General features: G+C 70.7%; 17 protein-coding genes and 1 tRNA gene. 5 read left to right on the top strand and 13 right to left on the bottom strand.

All coding sequences use genetic code 11. The features are described 5' to 3' along the window. Positions 1-27 precede the first annotated feature (27 nt). The 13 genes from yihA to JJI54_RS30585 form a co-directional block, all read right to left on the bottom strand. Positions 28-717, bottom strand: a complete 690-nt coding sequence (gene yihA, locus JJI54_RS30645; protein WP_203077228.1) for a ribosome biogenesis GTP-binding protein YihA/YsxC — start codon at positions 715-717, stop codon at positions 28-30. After that, positions 714-2,549, bottom strand: a complete 1,836-nt coding sequence (yidC, locus tag JJI54_RS30640) for a membrane protein insertase YidC (protein ID WP_203077227.1) — start codon at positions 2,547-2,549, stop codon at positions 714-716. The genes yihA and yidC overlap by 4 nt, the downstream gene beginning before the upstream one ends. A gap of 11 nt (positions 2,550-2,560) precedes the next feature. After that, positions 2,561-2,839 (bottom strand): membrane protein insertion efficiency factor YidD, encoded by a 279-nt coding sequence (yidD, locus tag JJI54_RS30635; RefSeq protein WP_203077226.1) that lies wholly within the window; start codon positions 2,837-2,839, stop codon positions 2,561-2,563. Then, positions 2,836-3,207 carry a ribonuclease P protein component gene (rnpA, locus tag JJI54_RS30630; RefSeq protein ID WP_203077225.1) on the bottom strand — a complete coding sequence of 124 codons (372 nt, stop codon included), beginning with the start codon at positions 3,205-3,207 and terminating at the stop codon, positions 2,836-2,838. Before rnpA ends, yidD begins: the two co-directional genes overlap by 4 nt. A 25-nt stretch (positions 3,208-3,232) precedes the next feature. Continuing rightward, on the bottom strand, positions 3,233-3,367 hold the full coding sequence (rpmH, locus tag JJI54_RS30625) for a 50S ribosomal protein L34 (RefSeq protein ID WP_164694090.1): 135 nt from the start codon (positions 3,365-3,367) through the stop codon (positions 3,233-3,235). A gap of 317 nt (positions 3,368-3,684) precedes the next feature. Further along, positions 3,685-4,287 carry a ribosome hibernation-promoting factor, HPF/YfiA family gene (gene hpf, locus JJI54_RS30620; RefSeq protein ID WP_203077224.1) on the bottom strand — a complete coding sequence of 201 codons (603 nt, stop codon included), beginning with the start codon at positions 4,285-4,287 and terminating at the stop codon, positions 3,685-3,687. A 67-nt stretch (positions 4,288-4,354) separates the two neighbouring features. Beyond that, positions 4,355-5,848, bottom strand: a complete 1,494-nt coding sequence (rpoN, locus tag JJI54_RS30615) for an RNA polymerase factor sigma-54 (protein ID WP_203077223.1) — start codon at positions 5,846-5,848, stop codon at positions 4,355-4,357. A gap of 51 nt (positions 5,849-5,899) precedes the next feature. Continuing rightward, positions 5,900-6,640: an LPS export ABC transporter ATP-binding protein gene (lptB, locus tag JJI54_RS30610; RefSeq protein ID WP_203077222.1), complete on the bottom strand. Its 741-nt coding sequence runs from the start codon at positions 6,638-6,640 to the stop codon at positions 5,900-5,902. Between the two features lie 62 nt (positions 6,641-6,702). Next, complete coding sequence (locus tag JJI54_RS30605; RefSeq protein WP_203077221.1) at positions 6,703-7,752, bottom strand: LptA/OstA family protein; 1,050 nt, start codon at positions 7,750-7,752, stop codon at positions 6,703-6,705. Then, positions 7,749-8,444 carry an LPS export ABC transporter periplasmic protein LptC gene (gene lptC / locus JJI54_RS30600; protein ID WP_226382266.1) on the bottom strand — a complete coding sequence of 232 codons (696 nt, stop codon included), beginning with the start codon at positions 8,442-8,444 and terminating at the stop codon, positions 7,749-7,751. The genes JJI54_RS30605 and lptC overlap by 4 nt, the downstream gene beginning before the upstream one ends. 148 nt (positions 8,445-8,592) lie before the next feature. Beyond that, a complete protein-coding gene (locus JJI54_RS30595) occupies positions 8,593-9,216 on the bottom strand; it encodes a ribonuclease D (RefSeq protein WP_203077220.1) in 624 nt (207 codons plus the stop codon). A gap of 161 nt (positions 9,217-9,377) precedes the next feature. Continuing rightward, positions 9,378-10,991 (bottom strand): sensor domain-containing diguanylate cyclase, encoded by a 1,614-nt coding sequence (locus JJI54_RS30590; protein WP_203077219.1) that lies wholly within the window; start codon positions 10,989-10,991, stop codon positions 9,378-9,380. A gap of 317 nt (positions 10,992-11,308) precedes the next feature. Then, positions 11,309-11,395 (bottom strand) — tRNA-Leu (locus tag JJI54_RS30585). A 154-nt stretch (positions 11,396-11,549) separates the two neighbouring features. Here JJI54_RS30585 and JJI54_RS30580 point away from each other — a divergent pair. From JJI54_RS30580 to fzlA, 5 genes are all read left to right on the top strand, one after another. After that, on the top strand, positions 11,550-12,494 hold the full coding sequence (locus tag JJI54_RS30580) for a complex I NDUFA9 subunit family protein (RefSeq protein WP_203077218.1): 945 nt from the start codon (positions 11,550-11,552) through the stop codon (positions 12,492-12,494). A gap of 219 nt (positions 12,495-12,713) precedes the next feature. Beyond that, positions 12,714-14,153 (top strand): NAD(P)-dependent oxidoreductase, encoded by a 1,440-nt coding sequence (locus tag JJI54_RS30575; RefSeq protein ID WP_203077217.1) that lies wholly within the window; start codon positions 12,714-12,716, stop codon positions 14,151-14,153. Positions 14,154-14,158: 5 nt separating this feature from the next. Continuing rightward, a complete protein-coding gene (gene gltB, locus JJI54_RS30570) occupies positions 14,159-18,700 on the top strand; it encodes a glutamate synthase large subunit (RefSeq protein ID WP_203077216.1) in 4,542 nt (1,513 codons plus the stop codon). After that, on the top strand, positions 18,697-19,809 hold the full coding sequence (locus JJI54_RS30565) for an endo-1,4-beta-xylanase (protein WP_203077215.1): 1,113 nt from the start codon (positions 18,697-18,699) through the stop codon (positions 19,807-19,809). The genes gltB and JJI54_RS30565 overlap by 4 nt, the downstream gene beginning before the upstream one ends. 72 nt (positions 19,810-19,881) lie before the next feature. Then, positions 19,882-20,550 (top strand): FtsZ-binding protein FzlA, encoded by a 669-nt coding sequence (fzlA, locus tag JJI54_RS30560; RefSeq protein WP_203077214.1) that lies wholly within the window; start codon positions 19,882-19,884, stop codon positions 20,548-20,550. Positions 20,551-20,666: the final 116 nt, after the last annotated feature.

Below are 20,666 nucleotides of genomic sequence, written 5' to 3'. Positions count from 1 at the left end.
TGAAGCGGCGGTTTGCGCGCGGGCGCGTCAGGCCGCCAGCCCCGCCAGTTCCGCCCGCAGTTCCGGGATGCCGAAGCCCTTCTCGCTGGAGGTCACCATGACCAGCGGATGGGCGGCGGTGCGCTTCTTCACCAGCGCCTCGATCTCCGCCAGGCGCTTCTTCAGCTGGGCGGGCTTCACGTCATCCACCTTGGTGACGACGATCTGGTAGGCGACGGCGGCATCGGCCAGCAGGTCCATCGCCGCGCGGTCGGCGGGCTTGGTCTCGACGCGCGCATCCATCAGCAGCAGCACGCGGCGCAGCGTGGGGCGGCCGCGCAGGAAGTCGAACATCAGGCCCTGCCAGTCCTCCTTCAGCGCCTTGCTGGCCTGGGCGTAGCCATAGCCCGGCATGTCCACCAGCGTCAGGCGGCCCTCGTCCAGGTCGAAGAAGTTGAGCTGCCGCGTGCGCCCCGGCGTGACGGAGACGCGGGCCAGCGCCTTCTGCCCCGTGAGCGCATTGAGGAGCGAGGACTTGCCCACGTTGGACCGGCCGCAGAAGGCGATTTCCGGCCCGCGGATCGGCGGCAGCTGGTCGATCTTCTGGGCGGCGTAGAAGAAGGTGCAGGGCCGCGCGAAGAGGAGGCGCCCGGCCTCGATCAGGGCCGCGCGGTCCTCCTCCAGCTTCGCCTCGGCCAGGCCGCCCGCGGGAAGGGGGGCGGCCGGGGGAAGGGTCATCCCTTCTTCCCCTTGGTTGGCGCGACGACGGCGGCCTTGGCCGGCGGCGGGGCCGCGGGCGGGCGCGCCTGGCGCTTCTTGTCCAGCTGCTGGATCCAGTACTGCTGCGCGATGGAAAGCAGGTTGTTCCAGGTCCAGTAGATCACAAGGCCCGCCGGGAAGGAGGCCAGCATGAAGGTGAAGATCAGCGGCATCCAGGCGAAGATCTTGGCCTGGATGGGGTCCGGCGGCGTCGGGTTCAGCTTGAACTGCAGGAACATCGTGATGCCCATCGCGATGGCCCAGGCCGGCATGTGGAACAGGCTGGACAGCTGCATGGGGTCGTAGGGGATCAGGCCGAACAGGTTGAAGAGGTTGGTGGGGTCCGGCGCCGAGAGGTCGTGGATCCAGCCGAAGAAGGGCGCGTGCCGCATCTCGATGGTCACGAAGAGCACCTTGTAGAGCGCGAAGAAGACCGGGATCTGCAGCAGGATGGGCAGGCAGCCGGAGGCGGGGTTCACCTTCTCCGACCGGTAGAGGGCCATCATCTCGGCCTGCGCCTTGGCGGGGTCGTCCTTGTAGCGCTCCCGCACCTCCGTCATCTTCGGCGCCAGCGTCTTCATCCGCGCCATGGAGATGTAGGCCTTGTTGGCCAGCGGGAAGAAGGCGAGCTTCAGGCCGAAGGTGAAGACCAGGATCGCGACGCCGAAGTTCCCGAAGATGTGGAACAGCCAGTCGATCGCGTAGAAGAAGGGCTTGGTCAGCCAGTAGAACCAGCCGAAGTCGATCGCCTTGTCGAAATCGACGATTCCGAGCTGGCTCTCATACCGGTCCAGCGTCCGCACTTCCTTGGCGCCGGCGAAGAGGCGGGTGGCGAGCGTCGCCTCCGCCCCCGCGGCCACGGTCTGCGGCGCCGGGGTGGCCATGTCCACCTGCCAGCGATCCTGCCCGCCCTCGCCGGAATGGCGGTAGGCGGTGCGGACCTGGGTCGTCTGCTCCACCGGCGTCAGCGCGGCGAGCCAGTACTTGTCGGTGAAGCCGGCCCAGCCGCCGGGGCTTTCCTGCTCCACCGCCGGGCCGCGGCGCTTCTCGGCCTCGGCGCGCGCATCCTTGTAGGTCCACTCCACCAGGCGGCCGTTCAGCACGCCGACGAAGCCCTCATGCAGGATGAAGAAGCCGGCGACCTGGGGCGTCGTCTCCCGCCGCACGCGGGCCCAGGGCAGGACCTGGATGGGCTCCGCGCTGGTGTTGCGGACGGATTGGCGCGCCGTGACCATGAACTCGTCATCGAGTTCGAGGCGGATGCGGAATTCCTGGCCCTGGCCGTTGTCCCAGCGCAGCGTGACGGGCGCGTTGGGGCCGAGCGGCCCGCCTTCCACCGTCCAGTCCGTGTCCGGGCCGGGGACGACCGTGCGGCCATCGGCCGCCGTCCAGCCCCATTGGGCGAAATAGGGGTTGGCTTCGGTGCGGGGCGCGAAGAGGCGGACCAGCGGGCTGTCCGGCCGCACCGTCTCCCGGTACCGGCGCAGCACCAGGTCATCCAGCCGCGCGCCGCGCAGGCCGATGCTGCCCTGCAGGGACGCATTCTCCAGCGCCACGCGCTGCTCCGGCCCGCGATTGGCGGCGGGCGCGGTGCTGGCGCCGCCCGGCGCCTGGTTGGCCACGGCGGTGGGGGCGGCGGGCACGGGCACGGCGACGCCGCCCGGCGTGGCCGGGGCGGCGGCCTGCTGCTGGGCGGTGATCTCCGCCTGGCGGGCGCGCTCGGCCTCCCGCGCCGGACGGTTCCAGAGGTCGAAGATCAGCAGGATGCCGACCGACAGGGCGATGGCGGCGAGGAGGCGCTTCTGGTCCATGACGGCCTGGTTCAGCCTTTCGTCACGCCGGCGGCGGCGGTGTCCGCGCCGGGGGCGTTCGGGGAAGAGGAGGGTGGCACCGGGTCATACCCACCCGGGTGCCAGGGGTTGCAGCGCAGGATGCGGCGGGCGGTCAACCAGGACCCCTTCAACGCCCCATGCGCCGCGACGGCTTCCAGCCCGTAGTCGCTGCAATGCGGCAGGAAGCGGCAATTGCAGCCGATGATCGGGCGCAGCGTGTACTGGTAGGTGCGGATGGCGCCGCGCAGCAGGTGCTGCTGGGGTGTCACGGCACGGAATCCGCGGGCTTCGGCTGGTCCAGGCGCAGCCCCGCCTGCTTCAGCGCGCCGCGCAGGTCCCCGACCAGGGTGCGGAAATCGCGCGTCGCGGTCGCGTCACGCCCGATCAGCACCAGGTCGTAGCCCGGGGGCGCGCCTTCGCCCAACAGCAGGCGCGCCGCTTCCCGCAGCCGGCGCCGGGCGCGGTTGCGGGTGACGGCGTTGCCGATCTTCTTGGTCGTCGTGAAGCCGATGCGCAGGGGCGCCTCGGTCCCGGCCAGGACTTGCAGCACGAGTCCCGGCCGCGCGACGCGGGTGCCGCGGGAGGAGACGCGCTGGAATTCGCGGCGCTGCTTCAGTCGCGGCGGGCGCGCCGGCATGGCACAGGCCTCGCCCGCCCCGCGATCAGGCCGAGAGCTTCTTGCGGCCCTTGGCGCGGCGATTCGCCAGCACCTTGCGGCCGCCCACGGTCTCCGTGCGGGCGCGGAAGCCATGGCGGCGCTTCCGGACGAGCTTCGAGGGCTGATAGGTACGCTTCACGACACACTCCCGCGGTGACCGGACCCGTCCACCGCCGCGGGGATGCCCCGATGGCGCCGACGATCCGGCAGGTATCTCTATGGGATCGTCATGGCGGCCGCGAAGGACCCAGGGCGCGCCCCGACGAAGGCCCGGACGTATAGGGAGGGGGGTGGCCTGCCGTCAACCGCGCGCGGGGGGCGGGGCAGGGGGGGAAGTCAGCTTCTGGCCATAAATCGGGGTGAGGGGAGGCGCCAGGCGTCACCCATCCGCGCCTGCCGCCTCACCAAACCCTCTCCCCCGGTGGGGGAGAGGGCTTTTCCGCAGGGACTCGGTCCCTAGTTGGTGCGGGGGTCGATCCAGCCGATATGGCCGTCTTCCCGCCGGTAGACCACGTTCAGCGCGTTGGTGGCGCGGTTGCGGAACATCAGGACGGGGACATGCGCCAGGTCCATGCGCATCACCGCCTCCCCCACCGTCAGGCGGTCGATGGTGGCGGGCGTCTCGGCCACCACGGCGGGGTGGTCGGTGCCGTTCGCCAGCACGGGCTCGGGCTCGATCTCCTCCTCCGGCTCCGACCGCAGCACCACCTGGCGGGCGGGCTCGCCCATCTCCGGCTCCCGCTCCCCGGCCAGGTGCCGGGCGTGGTCGTTCATCCGCCGACGGTATCGTCGCATGCGCTTGGCGACATGCTCCGCCGCTTCCTCGAAGGCCTTGTGGGCGTCCGTCCCCTCGCCCTCGCCGCGCATGAACAGGTTGCGCCCGGCCTTGAGGTTGATGTCGCAGACGAAGGCATGGCCCTTCGCGTCGCGGCGGAAGGTGACGTTCGCTTCGAGCGCGTGGTCGAAATACTTCCGCGCGATGGTGCCGAGGCCGTCCCGCACATGCGTCTTCAGCGCATCACCGGTTTCGACCTGCTTGCCCGCGACTGTAATGTGCATGAGGGATTTGCTCCTTCTCCGGTTCGGAAAAGGCCGCCCGGATGGAACCGGCGGAACAGCGCCAAGGTCAGGCCGGGACGGCCTTCTCCCGCTTGCGCTGCACGGAAGACGGGATGCGCAGCGCCTCCCGGTATTTGGCCACCGTTCGACGGGCGATGTCCACGCCTTCCTTGCGCAGACGCTCGACAATCGCGTCATCGGACAAGACGTCGTCAACACCCTCGGCCATGATCATCTCGCGGATGCGAAATCTCACCGCCTCCGCGCTATGACTTTCGCCACCACTGGTGCCGGCGATGGCAGTGGTGAAGAAATACTTGAGCTCGAAGGTCCCGCGCGGCGTTGCTATATATTTGTTCGCGGTCACGCGGCTGACCGTGCTCTCATGCATGGAGACGTGCTCCGCCACGTCCCGCAGGATCAGCGGCCGCAGGTGCCCGACGCCGAGGCGGAAGAAGGCGTCCTGCCGGCGGACGATCTCCGCCGCCACCTTCAGGATGGTGTTGGCCCGCTGTTCCAGGGACTTCACCAGCCAGGTCGCGCTCTGCAGCTTGTCGGCGATGAAGGCCTTGTCGTCCCGGCTGCGGGCGCCGACCACGGCGCGTGCGTGGAAGCCGCGATTGACCAGGATGCGGGGCAGCGTCTCCGGGTTCAGCTCCACCGCCCAGCCGCCATCATTGGTGCGGCGCATCAGCACGTCCGGCACCACGGCCATGGCGGGCGCCGCGTCGAAGCTGGCGCCGGGCTTGGGGTCGAGGCGCCGGAGCTCCGCGACCATCTCCGCGATGTCCTCGGAATCGACGCCGCAGACGCGCATCAGCCCGCGCAGGTCGCGCCGGGCCAGCATCTCCAGATTGTCGAGCAGCGCCTCCATGCAGGGGTCGAGGCGGTTGCGGTCCGCCAGCTGCACGGCCAGGCATTCGCGGAGGTCGCGGCAGAACATGCCGACGGGGTCGAAGCGCTGCATGCGGGCGCGCACGGCGGCGACCTTCGCCTCCTCGCACCCCATGGCGGCGGCGATGGCGGCATCCGGCACGGGCAGGCGGCCGGCGGGATCCACCATGGCCAGCATCTGCGCCGCGATCAGCCGGTCCCGGTGGTCCGCGAAGGTCAGGCGGATCTGCTCGCCCAGGTGTTCGCGCAGCGTCTTGCGGGCATCGGCCAGGTCCTCGATGCCGGAGAGGTCGTCGTCGAAATCGGTGCGGCCGCCGCGGCCGCCCGATTCACCGCCCCCGGCGCCGAGCCCGCCGCCGCTGCCATCCCCGTCATAGACATTGCCGTAATCGGCATCGAGGGGGCTGTCCGCCATGGCGGTGGCGGTCGCGGCTTCCAGCGAATCCCGCGGCTCCGGCGCCAGCGCTTCCGGCGCGCGTTCATCCGCGGCGGTGCGGGGTTCGGGGCGCTCATCCCGCTCCAGCAGCGGGTTGCGCTCCAGCTCCTCCTCCACGAAGGCGGTGACTTCCATGTTGGAGGATTGCAGCAGCTTGATGGCCTGGCGCAGCTGCGGCGTCATCACCAGCGACTGCGTGTGCCGCATGTCGAGCCGCGGGCCGATGGCCATCGCCCTCAGCCCCCCGCCCGGTGATGTGCGGCGCCCATCATGATGCGGGGCCTACAGGGAGAAGCGTTCGCCGAGATAGACCCGCCGCACGCCCTCATGCGCGACGATGTCGCGGGGGCTGCCCTCCATCAGCACCTGGCCGTCGTGCAGGATGTAGGCGCGGTCGATGATCTCCAGCGTCTCTCGCACATTGTGGTCGGTGATCAGCACGCCGATGCCGCGGTCCTTCAGGTGCTTCACCAGGTCGCGGATCTCCCCCACCGCGATGGGGTCGATGCCGGCCAGCGGTTCGTCCAGCAGGATGTAGCTGGGCTGGGTGGCGAGCGCGCGGGCGATCTCGCAGCGCCGGCGTTCGCCGCCGGAGAGCGCGAGGGCGGGGGCGCGGCGGAGATGGCCGATGCCGAATTCGGCCAGCAGCGCGTCCAGCATCTGCTCCCGCCGGTCGCGCACGGGCTCCACCACCTCCAGCGCCGCGCGGATGTTGTCCTCCACCGACAGGCCGCGGAAGATCGAGGCTTCCTGCGGCAGGTAGCCGAGGCCGAGGCGCGCGCGCCGGTACATGGGCAGGAAGGTCACGTCATGGCCATCCATGGTGACCATGCCCTCATCCGGCTGCACCAGGCCGGTGATCATGTAGAAGGTCGTGGTCTTGCCGGCGCCGTTGGGGCCGAGCAGGCCGACGGCCTCGCCCCGCTTCAGGCTGATGGAGACGTTCCGCACGACGGGGCGCTTCTTGTAGCGCTTGCCGAGGCCCTTCGCGACCAGGCCGGCATTGTCGGCGGCGAGCCGCATGGCCGGCGCGCCGGGGCGCGGGGCGGCGTTCGGGCCCCCTTTCTGGGGACCATCCGGCGGCGTCATCGGCTGGCCCCCTGGGGCGGGCGGGGTGCCGGGGGCGGCGGCGCGGGCACCGCGGGCGCCGCCTGGGCGGGCGCCGGGCGCGGGGCGGGCCGGCTGGCCGGGGGGACGCTGCCGGGGGCGGGCTGCTGCTGCGGCACCACCAGGCCCTGCACGCGGTCGCCGGGGGCGGAGACGAGGCGGGAGACGCCGGTGCGGAGGTTCACGATCGCCTCCGTCCCGTTCAGCTGGTTGTCGCCGCGGGTGATGCGGACGCCGCCCATCAGCCGGGCGAGGCCGGTGGGCGGGCTGTAGACGCCGCGGTCGCCGCGGACGACTTCCTCCGGCGACCGGATCTCGACGCTGCCATAGGCTTCCACGCGATCGATGCGACTATTCTCCGTATTGCCGGGCAGGCCGGGGATGGCGGCCGGGCGATTGGCGGCGGTGGCCGGGGCCGCCGGAGCGGGCGCGGGCGCGGGCGCGGGCGCGGGCGTTGCCGCCGGTGCGCCCGGGGCGGGAGATTCGAGAAAATAGGCCACCAGCGTATCGGCGGCGATGCGGCGGTTGTCGCTGGTGGTGACCACCGCGCCGCCGCGGCCGACCGCCATGCGGCGCTGCGGCCAGTATTCCAGGCTGTCCCGCGCCGTGATGCGCTGGTCCGGCGTGGTGAGGGAAAGGTTGCGGCCCGACATCACCATCACCGCCTGGTCGATGTCATAGACCGCGCGGTCCCCTTCCGCGCGTTCGGTGGCGGAGGTGACGCGGACATTGCCCTCCGCCTCGAAGCGGAAGATCTCGCCCCCCGAGAGCGGGCTTTCGCCGGGCTGGGCGGTGGTGCCGGCGCGGGGGCGGTAGCGGGCGATCAGCCGGTCCGCATCCACCGTCACGCCATCCCGCACCGCGCGGGCATTGCCGCGGGCGACGACGACCTGTTCCTGCTGGCGCCATTCGATGCCGTCGGTGGCGGTGATCTCCACCGGGCCGCCCTGGGTCAGGTCCAGGTTCTGGGCCGGCGCCGGGGTGGCGAAGGCCAGCAGGGCGGCGAGGAGCAGGGCGCGGCGGGTCACTTGCCGCCCTCCAGCACCGCGCGGGCGCGGCCGGTGAAGACGACGACCTGGCCGCGGTCGATCAGGCGGAAGCCCTCGGCCGTCAGCGTGCCGAAGGGGCCCTGCGCGGCCACGGGATCGTCGCCGGAAGCCGCGCCGGCGGCCAGGTCCACCGCCGCCTTCTCCGTCACGAACTGCGTGCCGTCATCGTGGTGGACGGTGACGCGCCCGGTCAAGTCCAGGTGGTTGCGGGGCCGGTCGTAGCGGCCGTCGCGCGCCTCGATGTAGATCCAGGCGCCGTCGCTCATCAGCAGGTCGGCGCGCGGCGCCTGGAGGTTCACGAGATCCTCGTTCCCCGCCTGGGTGGCGAGGGTGGCGGTGACGTTGTAGGGGCGGTTCTGCTCATCCACCCCCTGGTAGCGGGGATCGACGATGCGCAGCGCATCGGGCCGCGCCGACATCACCCGCTGGAAGGAGATGCGGCCCCGGTCCGCCGCGCTGTCGAATTCCGGCCAGAGGGCGATGGCGGCCAGCAGGCACACGGCCGCCAGCGGCAGCACGCGCTTGGCGATGCTGACGGCGATTCGCCGCCGGGCGAGTTCCGCCGGCCGTGGCGCGCGCCGTTCCCGGGACGGGGCCAGCATGCGGCGCGGCGGCGCGCGGAAGCCGCCGGGCGCGGAGCCGACGGGGCGGGAGGAGATGGGCGGGGGCAATCGCACCCGGCTTGTATGGGCCTGCCGGGCCATAGGGTCAACGCGCCGATGGCCCTTCCGGCCCTGTCCGGACAAGAAACGTGCCAACCTTTCGTCAACCCTGGCGCGACTTGGCAATGATCGCGCAATTTCAAGGCAGACCCGGCCGTCAGTGGCTGAACAGGTCGGGGTCCTCGTAGCCCAGCAGGTCCAGCCGGCCGCGCATGGGCAGGAAGCGGTAGCAGGCCTCCGCGATGTCGAGCCGGCCCTCCCGCTCCAGCAGCGCCTTCAGCCGCGCCCAGAGGGCGTGGAGGTGCAGCACGTCCGAGGCCGCATAGGTCAGCTGCTCCGGCGTCAGCTCCGGCTGGCCCCAGTCGCTGGATTGCTGCTGCTTCGAGATCTCGACCCCCAGCAGGTCCTTGCAGAGGTCCTTCAGGCCGTGGCGGTCGGTGTAGGTGCGCACGAGCTTGGAGGCGATCTTGGTGCAGACCACCGGCGCCACCTCCACGCCCAGGGCGTTGTAGAGGGCGGCGACGTCGAAGCGGGCGAAGTGGAAGATCTTCAGCACCGAGGGGTCGGCCAGCAGCTTCTTGAGGTTCGGGCAATCGGCGCCGCGGCCGCCGAGGGAGGGCGGCAGGATCTGCACGCAATGCGCCGTGCCGTCGCCGGCGGAAAGCTGCACCAGGCAGAGCCGGTCCCGGCGCGGGTCGAGGCCCATCGTCTCGGTGTCGATGGCGACGGAGGAGCCGAAGCTCAGTCCTTCCGGCAGGTCGTGCCGATGCAGCTGGATCATGGCGTTCCGCGTGAAAAGGGTCTGGCCCTGGCCGCCGGCGCCCCGGGCGGGGGCCGGGGGCGGCGTCGGGCCGGCCCGATGGAGGGTAGGGCGGGGCCCGCCCCGGGGGAGGGTATCGGTCATCGGCCGGCGGCGGCTATAGCGCGCGGCCCCAGCGGCCGCTACCGCGACAGGCTGCTGGCGCGCATCTCCTTCGGCACCTCGGTCACCATGCGCAGCTCCACCCGGTTGCGGCCCTTGGCCTTGGCCAGGAAGACGGCGGCATCGGCGCGCTTCAGCAGGTCCTCCGCCGCGCTGTCACGCGGCAGCAGGCCGGTGACGCCGATGCTGGCGGTGAGCCGCGCCGGGGCATCGTCATCCCCCGCCGTGAAGTTCTGGCGGGCGACGTCGGCGCGCATGCCCTCCGCCACCGTGGCCGCCGCATTGGCGTCCATGCCGGGGAGGGAGACGGCGAAGACCTCCCCGCCCAGCCTTCCGAGATTGGCGGGCATGCCTTCCAGCCTGGCGGCCATCAGCCGGGCCGCGGCCTGCAGCGCGGCATCGCCGGCGGCATGGCCGCGCATGTCGTTCAGCAGGCGGAACTGGTCGAGGTCCAGCAGCACCAGCGCCAGGGGCGTGCCCTGGCGCCGGGCGGCGGCGATCTGCTCCGCCAGGCTGCGCAGGAAATAGCCGCGGTTGCCGATGCCGGTCAGGTCGTCCGTCTCCGCGCGGTAGCGGAGTTCGGCGGTGCGGTCCGCCACCTCCTCCGTCAGCCGGGCATTGCCCTCGGCCAGGCGCGCCTCGGCCTCCCGCCGCTCGCTCAGCAGCGCCATCAGCGCCAGGGCGTTGGTGGCCATCAGCACCACCATCATGCCGACGGCCCGCAGCGGATTCGGCACGACATCCGGCTGGAAGGGGCCGAGGCCGGCCAGGGTGCCGATGGTGGCGACAACGCTGATGAGGGTCAGCAGGCTGTAGGCGGCGCGGAGCGAGATGCGGAGCGTGACCCAGGTGACGGGAATGGTCAGCAGCGCCACCGCTTCCGGCTGGACCAGCGCATCGAGCGGCGGCGGCAGGGCGAAGACGAGGGTGGCGAGGCCGGCCGTGGCGGCGAAGACCAGCGCATCGCCGGTGGCCATGCGGTGGCCCGGCACGGGGGGCGTGCGCTCGGCGCCGATCCAGAGCATCAAAGCGGGGGCGAAGAAGAAGACGCCGCCGGCATCGCAGAGCACCCAGCGGGAGAAGACGAAATAGGCGTCCTCCACCGGCAGGCCGCCGCCGGCGAGCAGCGCCGCGGTGCCGCCCAGCGCGGTGATGATGGATTGCGTCAGCACGCCGCCCGCGACGAAGCCCAGCACGCCCTGGAGGCGGGTGAAGAGGCCGGTGGGCGGGCGCAGCGCGCGGGTCAGCAGCGCGCCCACCCAGGGGCCGAGGCTGTTGGAGGCCGAGATCAGCGCCGCCGTCGCCAGCCCGGCGTCCAGCAGCCAGCCATTGACGAGGAAGGAGCCCGCGAAGATGCCGGGCACGAGGCGCCAGCCGCCGACCAGGGTGGCCACCGCGGCGATGCCGGCGGGCAGCCAGATGGGCGCCGGGAAGAGGCCGTAGCGCGCGAAGAACAGGCCGACCGCGGCGCCGAGCCCGGCATAGAGGACGGCGACAAGGAGATTGGCGAGGAGCAGGGGCAGCGGGCCGGCCAGTGCTTCCGCGATCGGGTTCGCCGCCGCCGCCGGAATCGGGCCCTGGTCGCCAGTCGCCGGGGTGCGGGAGCCGAAGGCGCCCAGGTGCCAGTCTCGCATCAGATAGGGACGATCTCGCGGAAGTCGTGTGTAGGCGCAGGCGGTGGTGGCGCTGGGGCCACCTGGGATGGCTGCGGGCGGGATCGGCACCGGGGTGCGGTGGCGTGCCGGCTGGCGCAGGCCGTGCCATGCGTTCGCGTCGGTGCGGTGACGCGTGGCGCCATCAATCTGGCACCGCGCCGGCCGCGCCGCAACAACCTGTTAAGTGATCCGGGCGCCTCGCCCGGAACGCAGCCGACGCGGCATGAAGCCGTGCCGCCACCACGCATCGATATCTGGTGTCTGCTGCCGCGATCCCGCGCCGACCGGCGGGGAGATGGTGCCCAGGAAAGGACTCGAACCTTCACGACCTTGCGGTCACTGGCACCTGAAGCCAGCGCGTCTACCAATTCCACCACCTGGGCAGGGGGCGTCGTTCAGCGAGGGGCGATTTACGGGGTGGGGCGGGGGGCGTCAAGCGGGGGTGCCGCGACAAGTTGTGGACTGTTTCCGATGCTTGGCGGGGCAGGGACGCCCCCATATGGTCCGGCACGGATTTCCCGGATGGAGTGACGGATCATGCGCACGGCGGATCGCAGGGTTGCGACGGTGTTCGGCGGCGCCGGTTTCATCGGCCGCTACGTGGTGCAGCGGCTGGCGGCGCAGGACTACATCGTGCGCATCGCGGGGCGGGACCCGCTGGCAGCCCGCTTCCTCTGCACCCAGGGGCGCGTCGGCCAGATCGTGCCGCTGCGCGCCGCCGTCACGGATGCCGCCGCCGTGGCGCGCGCGGTGGAAGGGGCCGAGGTGGTGGTGAACCTGGTCGGCATCCTGCACGGGGATTTCGAGAGCATCCAGGCCAGGGGCCCGGGCATCGTCGCGCAGGCGGCCGCCGCGGCGGGGGCGCGGCGATTCGTGCAGGTGTCCGCCATCGGCGCGGATGCGTCGAGCGACAGCCGCTACGCCCGCAGCAAGGCGGAGGGAGAGGCTGCGGTGCGCGCGGCCTTCCCGGCGGCGACGATCCTGCGCCCCTCCGTCGTCTTCGGGGCGGAGGACAATTTCTTCAACCGCTTCGCCGGCATGGCACGGCTGCTGCCCTTCATGCCCGTCGTCTCCGGCGACACGAAGTTCCAGCCGGTCTTCGTGGGCGATGTCGCGGATGCGGTGCTGGCGGCGGTGGCGCGGGACGATGCGGCCGGCCGGACCTATGAGCTGGGCGGCCCGCGGGTGATGACGATGCGCGAGGTGCTGCGCTTCATCCTGGACACCACGCGGCGCAGCAAGCGGCTGGTGGACATGCCGATGGGGCTGATGGGCTTCCAGGCCGGGATCCTGGAGAAGCTGCCGAATCCGCCGCTGACGACGGACCAGTTGAAGCTGCTCGGCCGCGACAATGTGGTGGGGGAGGGCGTGCCCGGCCTTGCCGATCTCGGCATCGCGCCGACCTCGGTGGAGGCGGTGGTACCGGGCTACCTGCGCCGGTTCCGCCCCGGGGGCGGGCGGCGGGATGTGGCGGCGGCCTGACCGGGGGTGAGGGACCAAACCGGACCTAATCAGGGTCCGGTTTGGCCGGGTGGTTGGGCCCCCGGACCGGTTTGGCAAAAATAATGACAGCTATGCTGTCGCATTAATGCATTTCGGACTCGCGTCGCCCTTTTCGGTGCTGTAGAGGGGCCAGGCGCGAACCCCGGGGGGATGACAGGGGGCGCGTGCCTCGTCTTGCCCCTAGGGAGCGTCGCCGCCATGGCTGACCGGATGCTGCAATTCGTGCGCCTCGACCAACGCCTGCCGGAAAAGCGGAAGGCGGATCTGCGGCGCGAGGATTTCGACGAGATCTACAAGGCCTTCGACCCGGAAGGCGCCAAGACGCAGGCCAGCCGCTGCAGCCAGTGCGGCGTGCCCTTCTGCTCCGTCCACTGCCCGCTGAACAACAACATCCCGGACTGGCTGAAGCTGACCGCGGAAGGGCGGCTGGAGGAGGCCTATGAGGTCGCCTCCGCCACCAACACCTTCCCCGAGATCTGCGGCCGCATCTGCCCGCAGGACCGCCTCTGCGAAGGCAACTGCGTCATCGAAAAGGATTTCGGCAGCGTCACCATCGGGTCGGTGGAGAAGTACATCACCGACACCGCCTGGGAGAATGGCTGGGTCAAGGCGCCGAAGCCGCGGCGGGAGCTGGCGCAGAGCGTCGGCATCATCGGCGCCGGCCCGGGCGGCCTGGCGGCGGCGGAGCGGCTGCGCATGCGCGGCTACCAGGTGCATGTCTATGACCGCTACGACCGCGTCGGCGGCCTGATGATCTACGGCATCCCCAACTTCAAGCTGGAGAAGGAGGTGGTGCTGCGCCGCTGGAAGCAGTTCGAGGAAGGCGGGATCCACTTCCATCTGAACGTCGCCGTCGGCCGCGACATCACGCTGGCCGAGCTGCGGGAGAAGCATGACGCGGTGCTGGTCGCGACCGGCGTCTACAAGGCGCGCGACATGGCCGCACCCGGCATCGGGCTGGACGGCATCGTCCCCGCGCTCGACTACCTGACGGCGTCGAACCGCGTGGGCCTGGGCGAGACCGTGCCCGCCATGGAATCGGGCGCGCTGAACGCGGCGGGCAAGCGCGTCGTCGTCATCGGCGGCGGCGACACGGCCATGGACTGCGTGCGCACCGCGGTGCGCCAGGGTGCGACCTCCGTCACCTGCCTCTATCGCCGCGACAAGGCGAACATGCCGGGCTCGATGCGCGAAGTGCACCACGCGGAGGAAGAGGGCGTCAGCTTCGAATGGCTCGGCGCGCCGGAAGCCTTCCTGGGCGATGGAAAGGTCAATGCGGTGCGCGCGCATCGCATGCATCTCGGCCTGCCCGATGCCTCCGGCCGCCAGCAGGTGGAGCCGATCGCGGGCAGCAGCTTCACCCTGCCGGCGGACCTCGTGATCATGGCGCTGGGCTTCGACCCCGAGGACCTGCCCAAGGCCTTCGAGGAGCCCGCCCTGCCGGTGACGCGCTGGGGCACGCTGAAGGTGAACCACCGCACGATGATGACGGACCTGCCGGGCGTCTTCGCGGCCGGCGACATCGTGCGCGGCGCCAGCCTCGTCGTCTGGGCGATCCGCGACGGGCGCGACGCGGCGGAACAGATGCACGGCTACATCCAGCAGAAGACCGCGGCGCTCGCCGTGGCGGCGGAGTGACTTCGATGGACAACGGCTTCGAGACCGGCGCGCAGTTCGCCGAAGGCTATGTCGAGAACCTGAAGACCCTGCAGGACGCGCATATCGACCTGACCGAGCATGACGCCTGCGGCGTCGGGCTCGTTGCGGCGTTGGATGGCCGCGCGCGGCGCGATGTGGTGCAGGCCGGCATCGATGCGCTGAAGGCGGTGTGGCACCGCGGCGCGGTGGACGCCGATGGCAAGACCGGCGACGGCGCCGGCATCCATATCGAGATCCCCCAGGACTTCTTCGCGGAAGTCGTGCAGCGCGGCGGCGATGCCGTGCGCCCGGGCCGCATCGCGGTCGGCATGGTGTTCCTGCCGAAGACCGACCTCGGCGCGCAGGAACGCTGCCGCCAGATCGTCGAGACCGAGATCCTCAACGCCGGCTACAACATCTATTCCTGGCGCCAGGTCCCGATCGACGTCGCCTGCATCGGCGAGAAGGCCAATGCGACGCGCCCCGAGATCGAGCAGATCCTGGTCTGGAACCCCCGCGGCGTCGATGACGACACCTATGAGCGCGACCTCTACGTCATCCGCCGGCGGATCGAGAAGCAGGCCATCGCGGCGCAGATCCCGGAGCTCTACCTCTGCTCGCTCTCCTGCCGCTCGATCATCTACAAGGGCATGTTCCTGGCGGAGAACCTGACGGATTTCTACCCGGACCTGAACGATGCGCGCTTCGTGTCGCGCTTCGCCATCTACCACCAGCGCTACTCCACCAACACCTTCCCGACCTGGCGCCTGGCCCAGCCCTTTCGCACGCTGGCCCATAATGGTGAGATCAACACCGTCCACGGCAACATCAACTGGATGAAGAGCCACGAGACGCGGCTCGCGCATCCGCTGCTCGATGCCTGGATGGAGGACATCAAGCCGGTGGTGCAGGCCGGTGGCTCCGACACCGCGACGCTCGACAACGTGTTCGAGCTGCTGGTCCGTGGCGGCCGCGACGCGCCCATGGCCAAGGCCATGCTGATCCCCGAAAGCCTCGGCAACAACGCGACGATGCCCGAGGCACACCGGGAATTCTTCCTCTACTGCAACGCGGTGATGGAGCCCTGGGACGGCCCGGCGGCGATCGCGGCGACGGATGGCAAGTGGGCGATCGGCGGGCTGGACCGCAACGGCCTGCGCCCGATGCGCTACACCATCACCACCGACAACATGCTGGTCACCGGTTCCGAGACCGGCATGGTGAAGATCGCGGAGGACCGCATCATCGCCAAGGGCCGCGTCGGGCCCGGGCAGTGCATCGCCGTCGATCTCTCGACCGGCCGCTTCTATGGCGACACGGAGCTGAAGGACCAGCTTTCCAGCCGCAAGCCCTTCGGCGACTGGACGCGCCGCACCACGCGCATCGACGGCATCGTCAAGGCCGGCGCGGATGAGCAGGCGGCATGGAGCGGGGAGGCGCTGCGCCGCCGCCAGCTGGCCGTCGGCTACACGCTGGAGGAGCTGGAGACGATCCTGCACCCGATGGTGGAGGAGGCGAGCGAGGCCGTGGGCAGCATGGGCGACGACACGCCCATCGCCGTGCTGTCGGGCCAGTATCGCGGCCTGCACCACTATTTCCGGCAGTCCTTCAGCCAGGTGACGAACCCGCCGATCGACAGCCTGCGCGAGACGCGGGTGATGTCGCTGAAGACGCGGCTCGGCAATCTCGGGAACATCCTCGACGAGGACCCGACGCAGTGCGACATGCTGATGCTGGACAGCCCCGTGCTGTCCAACGCGGAATTCGCCGCGATGCGCGCCTATATGGGCGCCACCGCCTGCACGGTGGACGCGACCTTCCCGGTTTCCGAAGGGGAGCAGGGGCTGCGCCGCGCGATCGAGCGCATCCGGCGCGAGGCGGAGGAAGGTGTCCGCAGCGGCTGCGCGCATGTCATCCTGACCGATGAGGCGCAGGGGCCGGAGCGCGCGGCCATCCCGATGATCCTGGCGGTCGGTGGCGTGCACACGCATCTCGTGCGCCATTCGCTGCGCACCTTCACCTCGCTCAATGTGCGCTGCGCGGAATCCATCGACGTCCACTACATCGCCGTGCTGATCGGCGCGGGGGCGACGACGGTGAATGCCTACCTGGCGCAGGAGAGCATCGCGGACCGGCACCGCCGCGGGCTGTTCGGCGGCCTGTCGCTGAAGGATTGCGTCGCCCGCTACAAGAAGGCGGTGGACAAGGGGCTGCTGAAGGTGATGTCCAAGATGGGCATCTCCGTCATCAGCAGCTACCGCGGCGGCATGAACTTCGAGGCCATCGGCCTCTCCCGTGCGCTGGTGGCGGAGTTCTTCCCCGGCGTCGCCAGCCGCATCTCCGGCATCGGCCTGTCCGGCATCGCGCGCCGCGTGCTGGAACTGCATGCCAAGGCTTGGGATGCGGATGCGGTGACGCTGCCGGTGGGTGGCCTCTACAAGCTGCGCAAGCGCGGCGAGAACCACGCCTTCGACGGCAGCTTGATCCACACGCTGCAGAAGGCGGTGGAGACGGACAGCTACCAGACCTTCAAGCGCTACTCCGAAGGCGTGCGCAAGCTGCCGCCCGTGGCGCTGCGGGACCTGCTCGATTTCCGCGCGGATGGGCGCACGCCCGTCTCGCTGGAGGAGGTCGAGAGCATCACGGAGATCCGCAAGCGCCTGGTGGCGCCCGGCATCTCGCTGGGTGCGCTGAGCCCGGAGGCGCATGAGACGCTCTCCATCGCCATGAACCGCATCGGCGCGCGCAGCGACAGCGGCGAGGGTGGCGAGGATCCGGCGCGCGCGCGGCCGCGCCGCAACGGCGACAACGCGAACTCCGCCATCAAGCAGATCGCCTCGGGCCGCTTCGGCGTCACGGCCGAGTACCTGAACAACTGCAAGGAGATCGAGATCAAGGTCGCGCAGGGCGCCAAGCCCGGCGAGGGCGGGCAGCTGCCCGGCTTCAAGGTGACGGAGCTGATCGCGAAGCTGCGGCATTCCACGCCGGGCGTGATGCTGATCTCGCCCCCGCCGCACCACGACATCTACTCGATCGAGGACCTGGCGCAGCTCATCTACGACCTGAAGCAGATCAACCCGGAAGCGACGGTCTGCGTGAAGCTGGTGGCGCGCAGCGGCATCGGCACCATCGCGGCCGGCGTCGCCAAGGCGAAGGCGGATGCGATCCTGGTCTCCGGCCATTCCGGCGGCACGGGCGCCTCCCCCGTCTCCTCCATCAAGCATGCCGGCCTGCCCTGGGAGATGGGGCTCAGCGAGACGCACCAAGTGCTGATGCTGAACCGGCTGCGCCACCGCGTGAAGCTGCGCACCGATGGCGGCATCAAGACGGGGCGGGACGTGGTGATCGCGGCCATGCTGGGCGCCGAGGAATTCGGCATCGGCACGGCCTCGCTCGTCGCCATGGGCTGCATCATGGTGCGGCAGTGCCATTCCAACACCTGCCCGGTCGGCGTCTGCACGCAGGATGACGCGCTGCGGCAGAAGTTCACCGGCACGCCGGAGAAGGTCATCAACCTCTTCAGCTTCGTGGCGGAGGAGGTGCGGGAGATCCTGGCCGGCCTCGGCTTCCGCAAGCTGACCGACGTGATCGGCCGCACCGACCTGCTGCGCCAGGTGAGCCGCGGGTCGGACGACCTCGACGACCTCGACCTCAACCCGCTGCTGGTGAAGGCGGATGCCGGCGCGCACGCCGCCTACTGCACCATGGACGGGCGGAACGAGGTGCCGGAGACGCTCGACGCCGACATGATCCGCGACGCCGCGGCGCTGTTCGAGCGTGGCGAGAAGATGCAGCTGGCCTACAACATCCGGAACACGCATCGCGCCATCGGCACGAAGATCTCCTCCAAGATCGTGCGCAAGTTCGGGATGGAGGGGCTGCAGCGCGGGCATCTCACGGTGCGGCTGCGCGGCTCCGCCGGCCAGTCGCTCGGCGCCTTCGCGGTGCGGGGCCTCAAGCTGGAAGTCTTCGGCGACGCCAACGACTATGTCGGCAAGGGGCTCTCGGGCGGCACCATCGTGGTGCGGCCGGCGCCGTCCTCCACGCTGGTGTGGCGGGAGAACACGATCATCGGCAACACCGTGCTCTACGGGGCGACCGGTGGCGCGCTGTTCGCGGCGGGGCAGGCGGGCGAACGCTTCGCGGTGCGCAATTCCGGCGCGCTGGCGGTGGTGGAAGGCTGCGGCGCCAACGGCGCGGAATACATGACGGGCGGCTGCGTCGTCATCCTCGGGCCCGTCGGCGACAATTTCGGCGCGGGCTTCACCGGTGGCATGGCCTTCCTCTATGACGCCGACGGCACCTTCGAGAAGCGCGTGAACCCGGAGACGCTGCTGTGGCAGCGCCTTGGCGGCAGCGCGCATTGGGAAGGGGTGCTGCGCGAACATGTGCAGCGCCATGTGAAGGAAACGGGCAGCCCCTTCGCCGCCCGCATCCTGAATGCCTGGGCGGAGGAGCGCGGCCATTTCTGGCACGTCGTGCCGAAGGAATACGCGAAGTACCTGCCCAAGCCGATGACCGACGCCGCGGCCGTCGCCGCGGAGTGATCGGCCGCCGGTGGCTGCTGGCATCCCCCGCGTTGCTCGGCGCGGGGTGTGCCAGGGCGCAGGTGCCGCCGCCCATCCCGCAGGCGGCGGCAGGGCCGGGCCTGCATGCGCGGGCCGCGGCCAAGGGCCTGGCCTTCGGCACCGCCGTCACGACGGGACAGCTGGCGGAGCCCGACGCCGCGGCCGCCATCCGCGCGGAATGCGGGCTGCTGGTCGCGGAATACGAGATGAAGTGGGACCAGGTGGAGCCGAGCCGCGGCGACCGCCGCTTCCGCCTGCCGGACCGCCTCATGGAATTCGCCCGCGTCAACCGCATGGGCATGCGCGGCCATACGCTGGTCTGGCACGAAAGCGACCCGCCCTGGATGGCGCGGCTGGAGGCGCGGGGCCTGGCCAATGCCATGCAGGACCATATCGAGGCGACGGTCGGCCGCTGGCGCGGCCGCATCGGCACCTGGGACGTGGTGAACGAGGCGGTGCGCGCGGAGGATGGGCGCGTGGACTGGCTGCGCCGCACGCGGATGCTGGAGGTGCTGGGCCCGGACTACATCCCCGCCGCCTTCCGCGCCGCCCGCGCCGCGGACCCGGCCGCGCGGCTCGCCTACAACGATTTCGGCTGCGAACACGCGACGGTGGCCGCGCGGCGCAAGCGCATGGGCGTGCTCGGCCTGCTGCGCGGGCTGAAGCGGGCCGGCGCGCCGGTGGATGTGCTGGGGGTGCAGGCGCATCTCCAGGCCGGGCAGCCCTTCGCCGCCGATGAATGGCAGGATTTCCTGTCCGATGTCGCCGAACTCGGGCTGACGATCGAGGTGACGGAACTCGACGTGAACGACCGTGCCCTGCCGGCCGATACCGCGGCGCGGGATGCCGCCAGCGCCGACCTGGTGCGCCGCTTCCTGGAAGCGACGCTGGCGCAGCCCGCGGTGCGCGCCGTGGTCACCTGGGGCCTGTCCGACCGCCACAGCTGGGTGCATGCCGGGCGCCTGCCGGAACACCGCCGGCGCGACGGCGCGCGGGCGCGGCCGCTGCCCCTGGATGATGCGATGCGCCGCAAGCCGATGTGGCATGCCATCGCCATCGCCTTCGACGGCGCCCCGAACCGGGCGTGATGACGCGGCCTGTTGGCCTGCCGCGCCCCGCATGCGATACGGCGGTTCACTCCCAGCGAAGCCTCAGCCTGCATGCGGATCCTCTACCACCTTCCCCTTTCGCCCTTCTCCCGCAAGGTCCGGCTGGCCCTGGCCGAGAAGCGGATTCCCTTCGACCTGCGGGTGGAGAAGGTGTGGGAGAGGCGGGATGAGTTCCTGGCCGTGAACCCCGCCTGCACGGTGCCCGTGCTGCAGGAGGCGAACGGCCTCTCCATCGTCGATTCCAACGCCATCTGCGAATATCTCGACGAAGCCTATCCGGACATGCCGCTGCTGGGCCGCACGCTGGCGGAACGGGCGGAGGTGCGGCGCCTGGTCGCCTGGTTCGACCAGAAATTCTACGCGGAAGTCACCCGGAACCTGCTGTTCGAGAAGCAGATGAAGCGGCTGCTCGGCCGCGGCAATCCGGATGCGGCCTCCATCCGCGCGGGCTATGCCAACCTCAAGCCGCATCTCGAATACATCGGCTGGCTGGCGGAGACGCGGGCCTGGCTGGCGGGGCCGGCGCTGAGCCTGGCCGACCTGGCGGCGGCGGCGCAGCTTTCGACGCTGGACTATATCGGGGACCTGGACTGGACGATCTCCGACGGCGCCAAGGACTGGTATGCGCGCATCAAGTCCCGCCCGTCCTTCCGCAACCTGCTGGCGGACCGGGTCAGCGGCGTGACGCCGCCGCCGCATTACGCGGACCTCGATTTCTAGGCTCAGGACCCATTAATCAGCTTGCGCCGACGCGGCCTGGCGTGATTCTGAACGGGGCGGAGGTGTCGCCATGTCCGTCCCGTTCCTGCTCACCCCTGCCCAGATGCGGCGTATCC

The sequence above is a fragment of the Falsiroseomonas ponticola genome (genome assembly GCF_016805305.1).
In the GTDB taxonomy this organism is placed as follows: Bacteria; Pseudomonadota; Alphaproteobacteria; order Acetobacterales; family Acetobacteraceae; genus Falsiroseomonas; species Falsiroseomonas ponticola.
The sequence above is the reverse complement of the archived record's forward strand: the minus strand, read 5'-3'. Positions and strand labels throughout refer to the sequence as shown.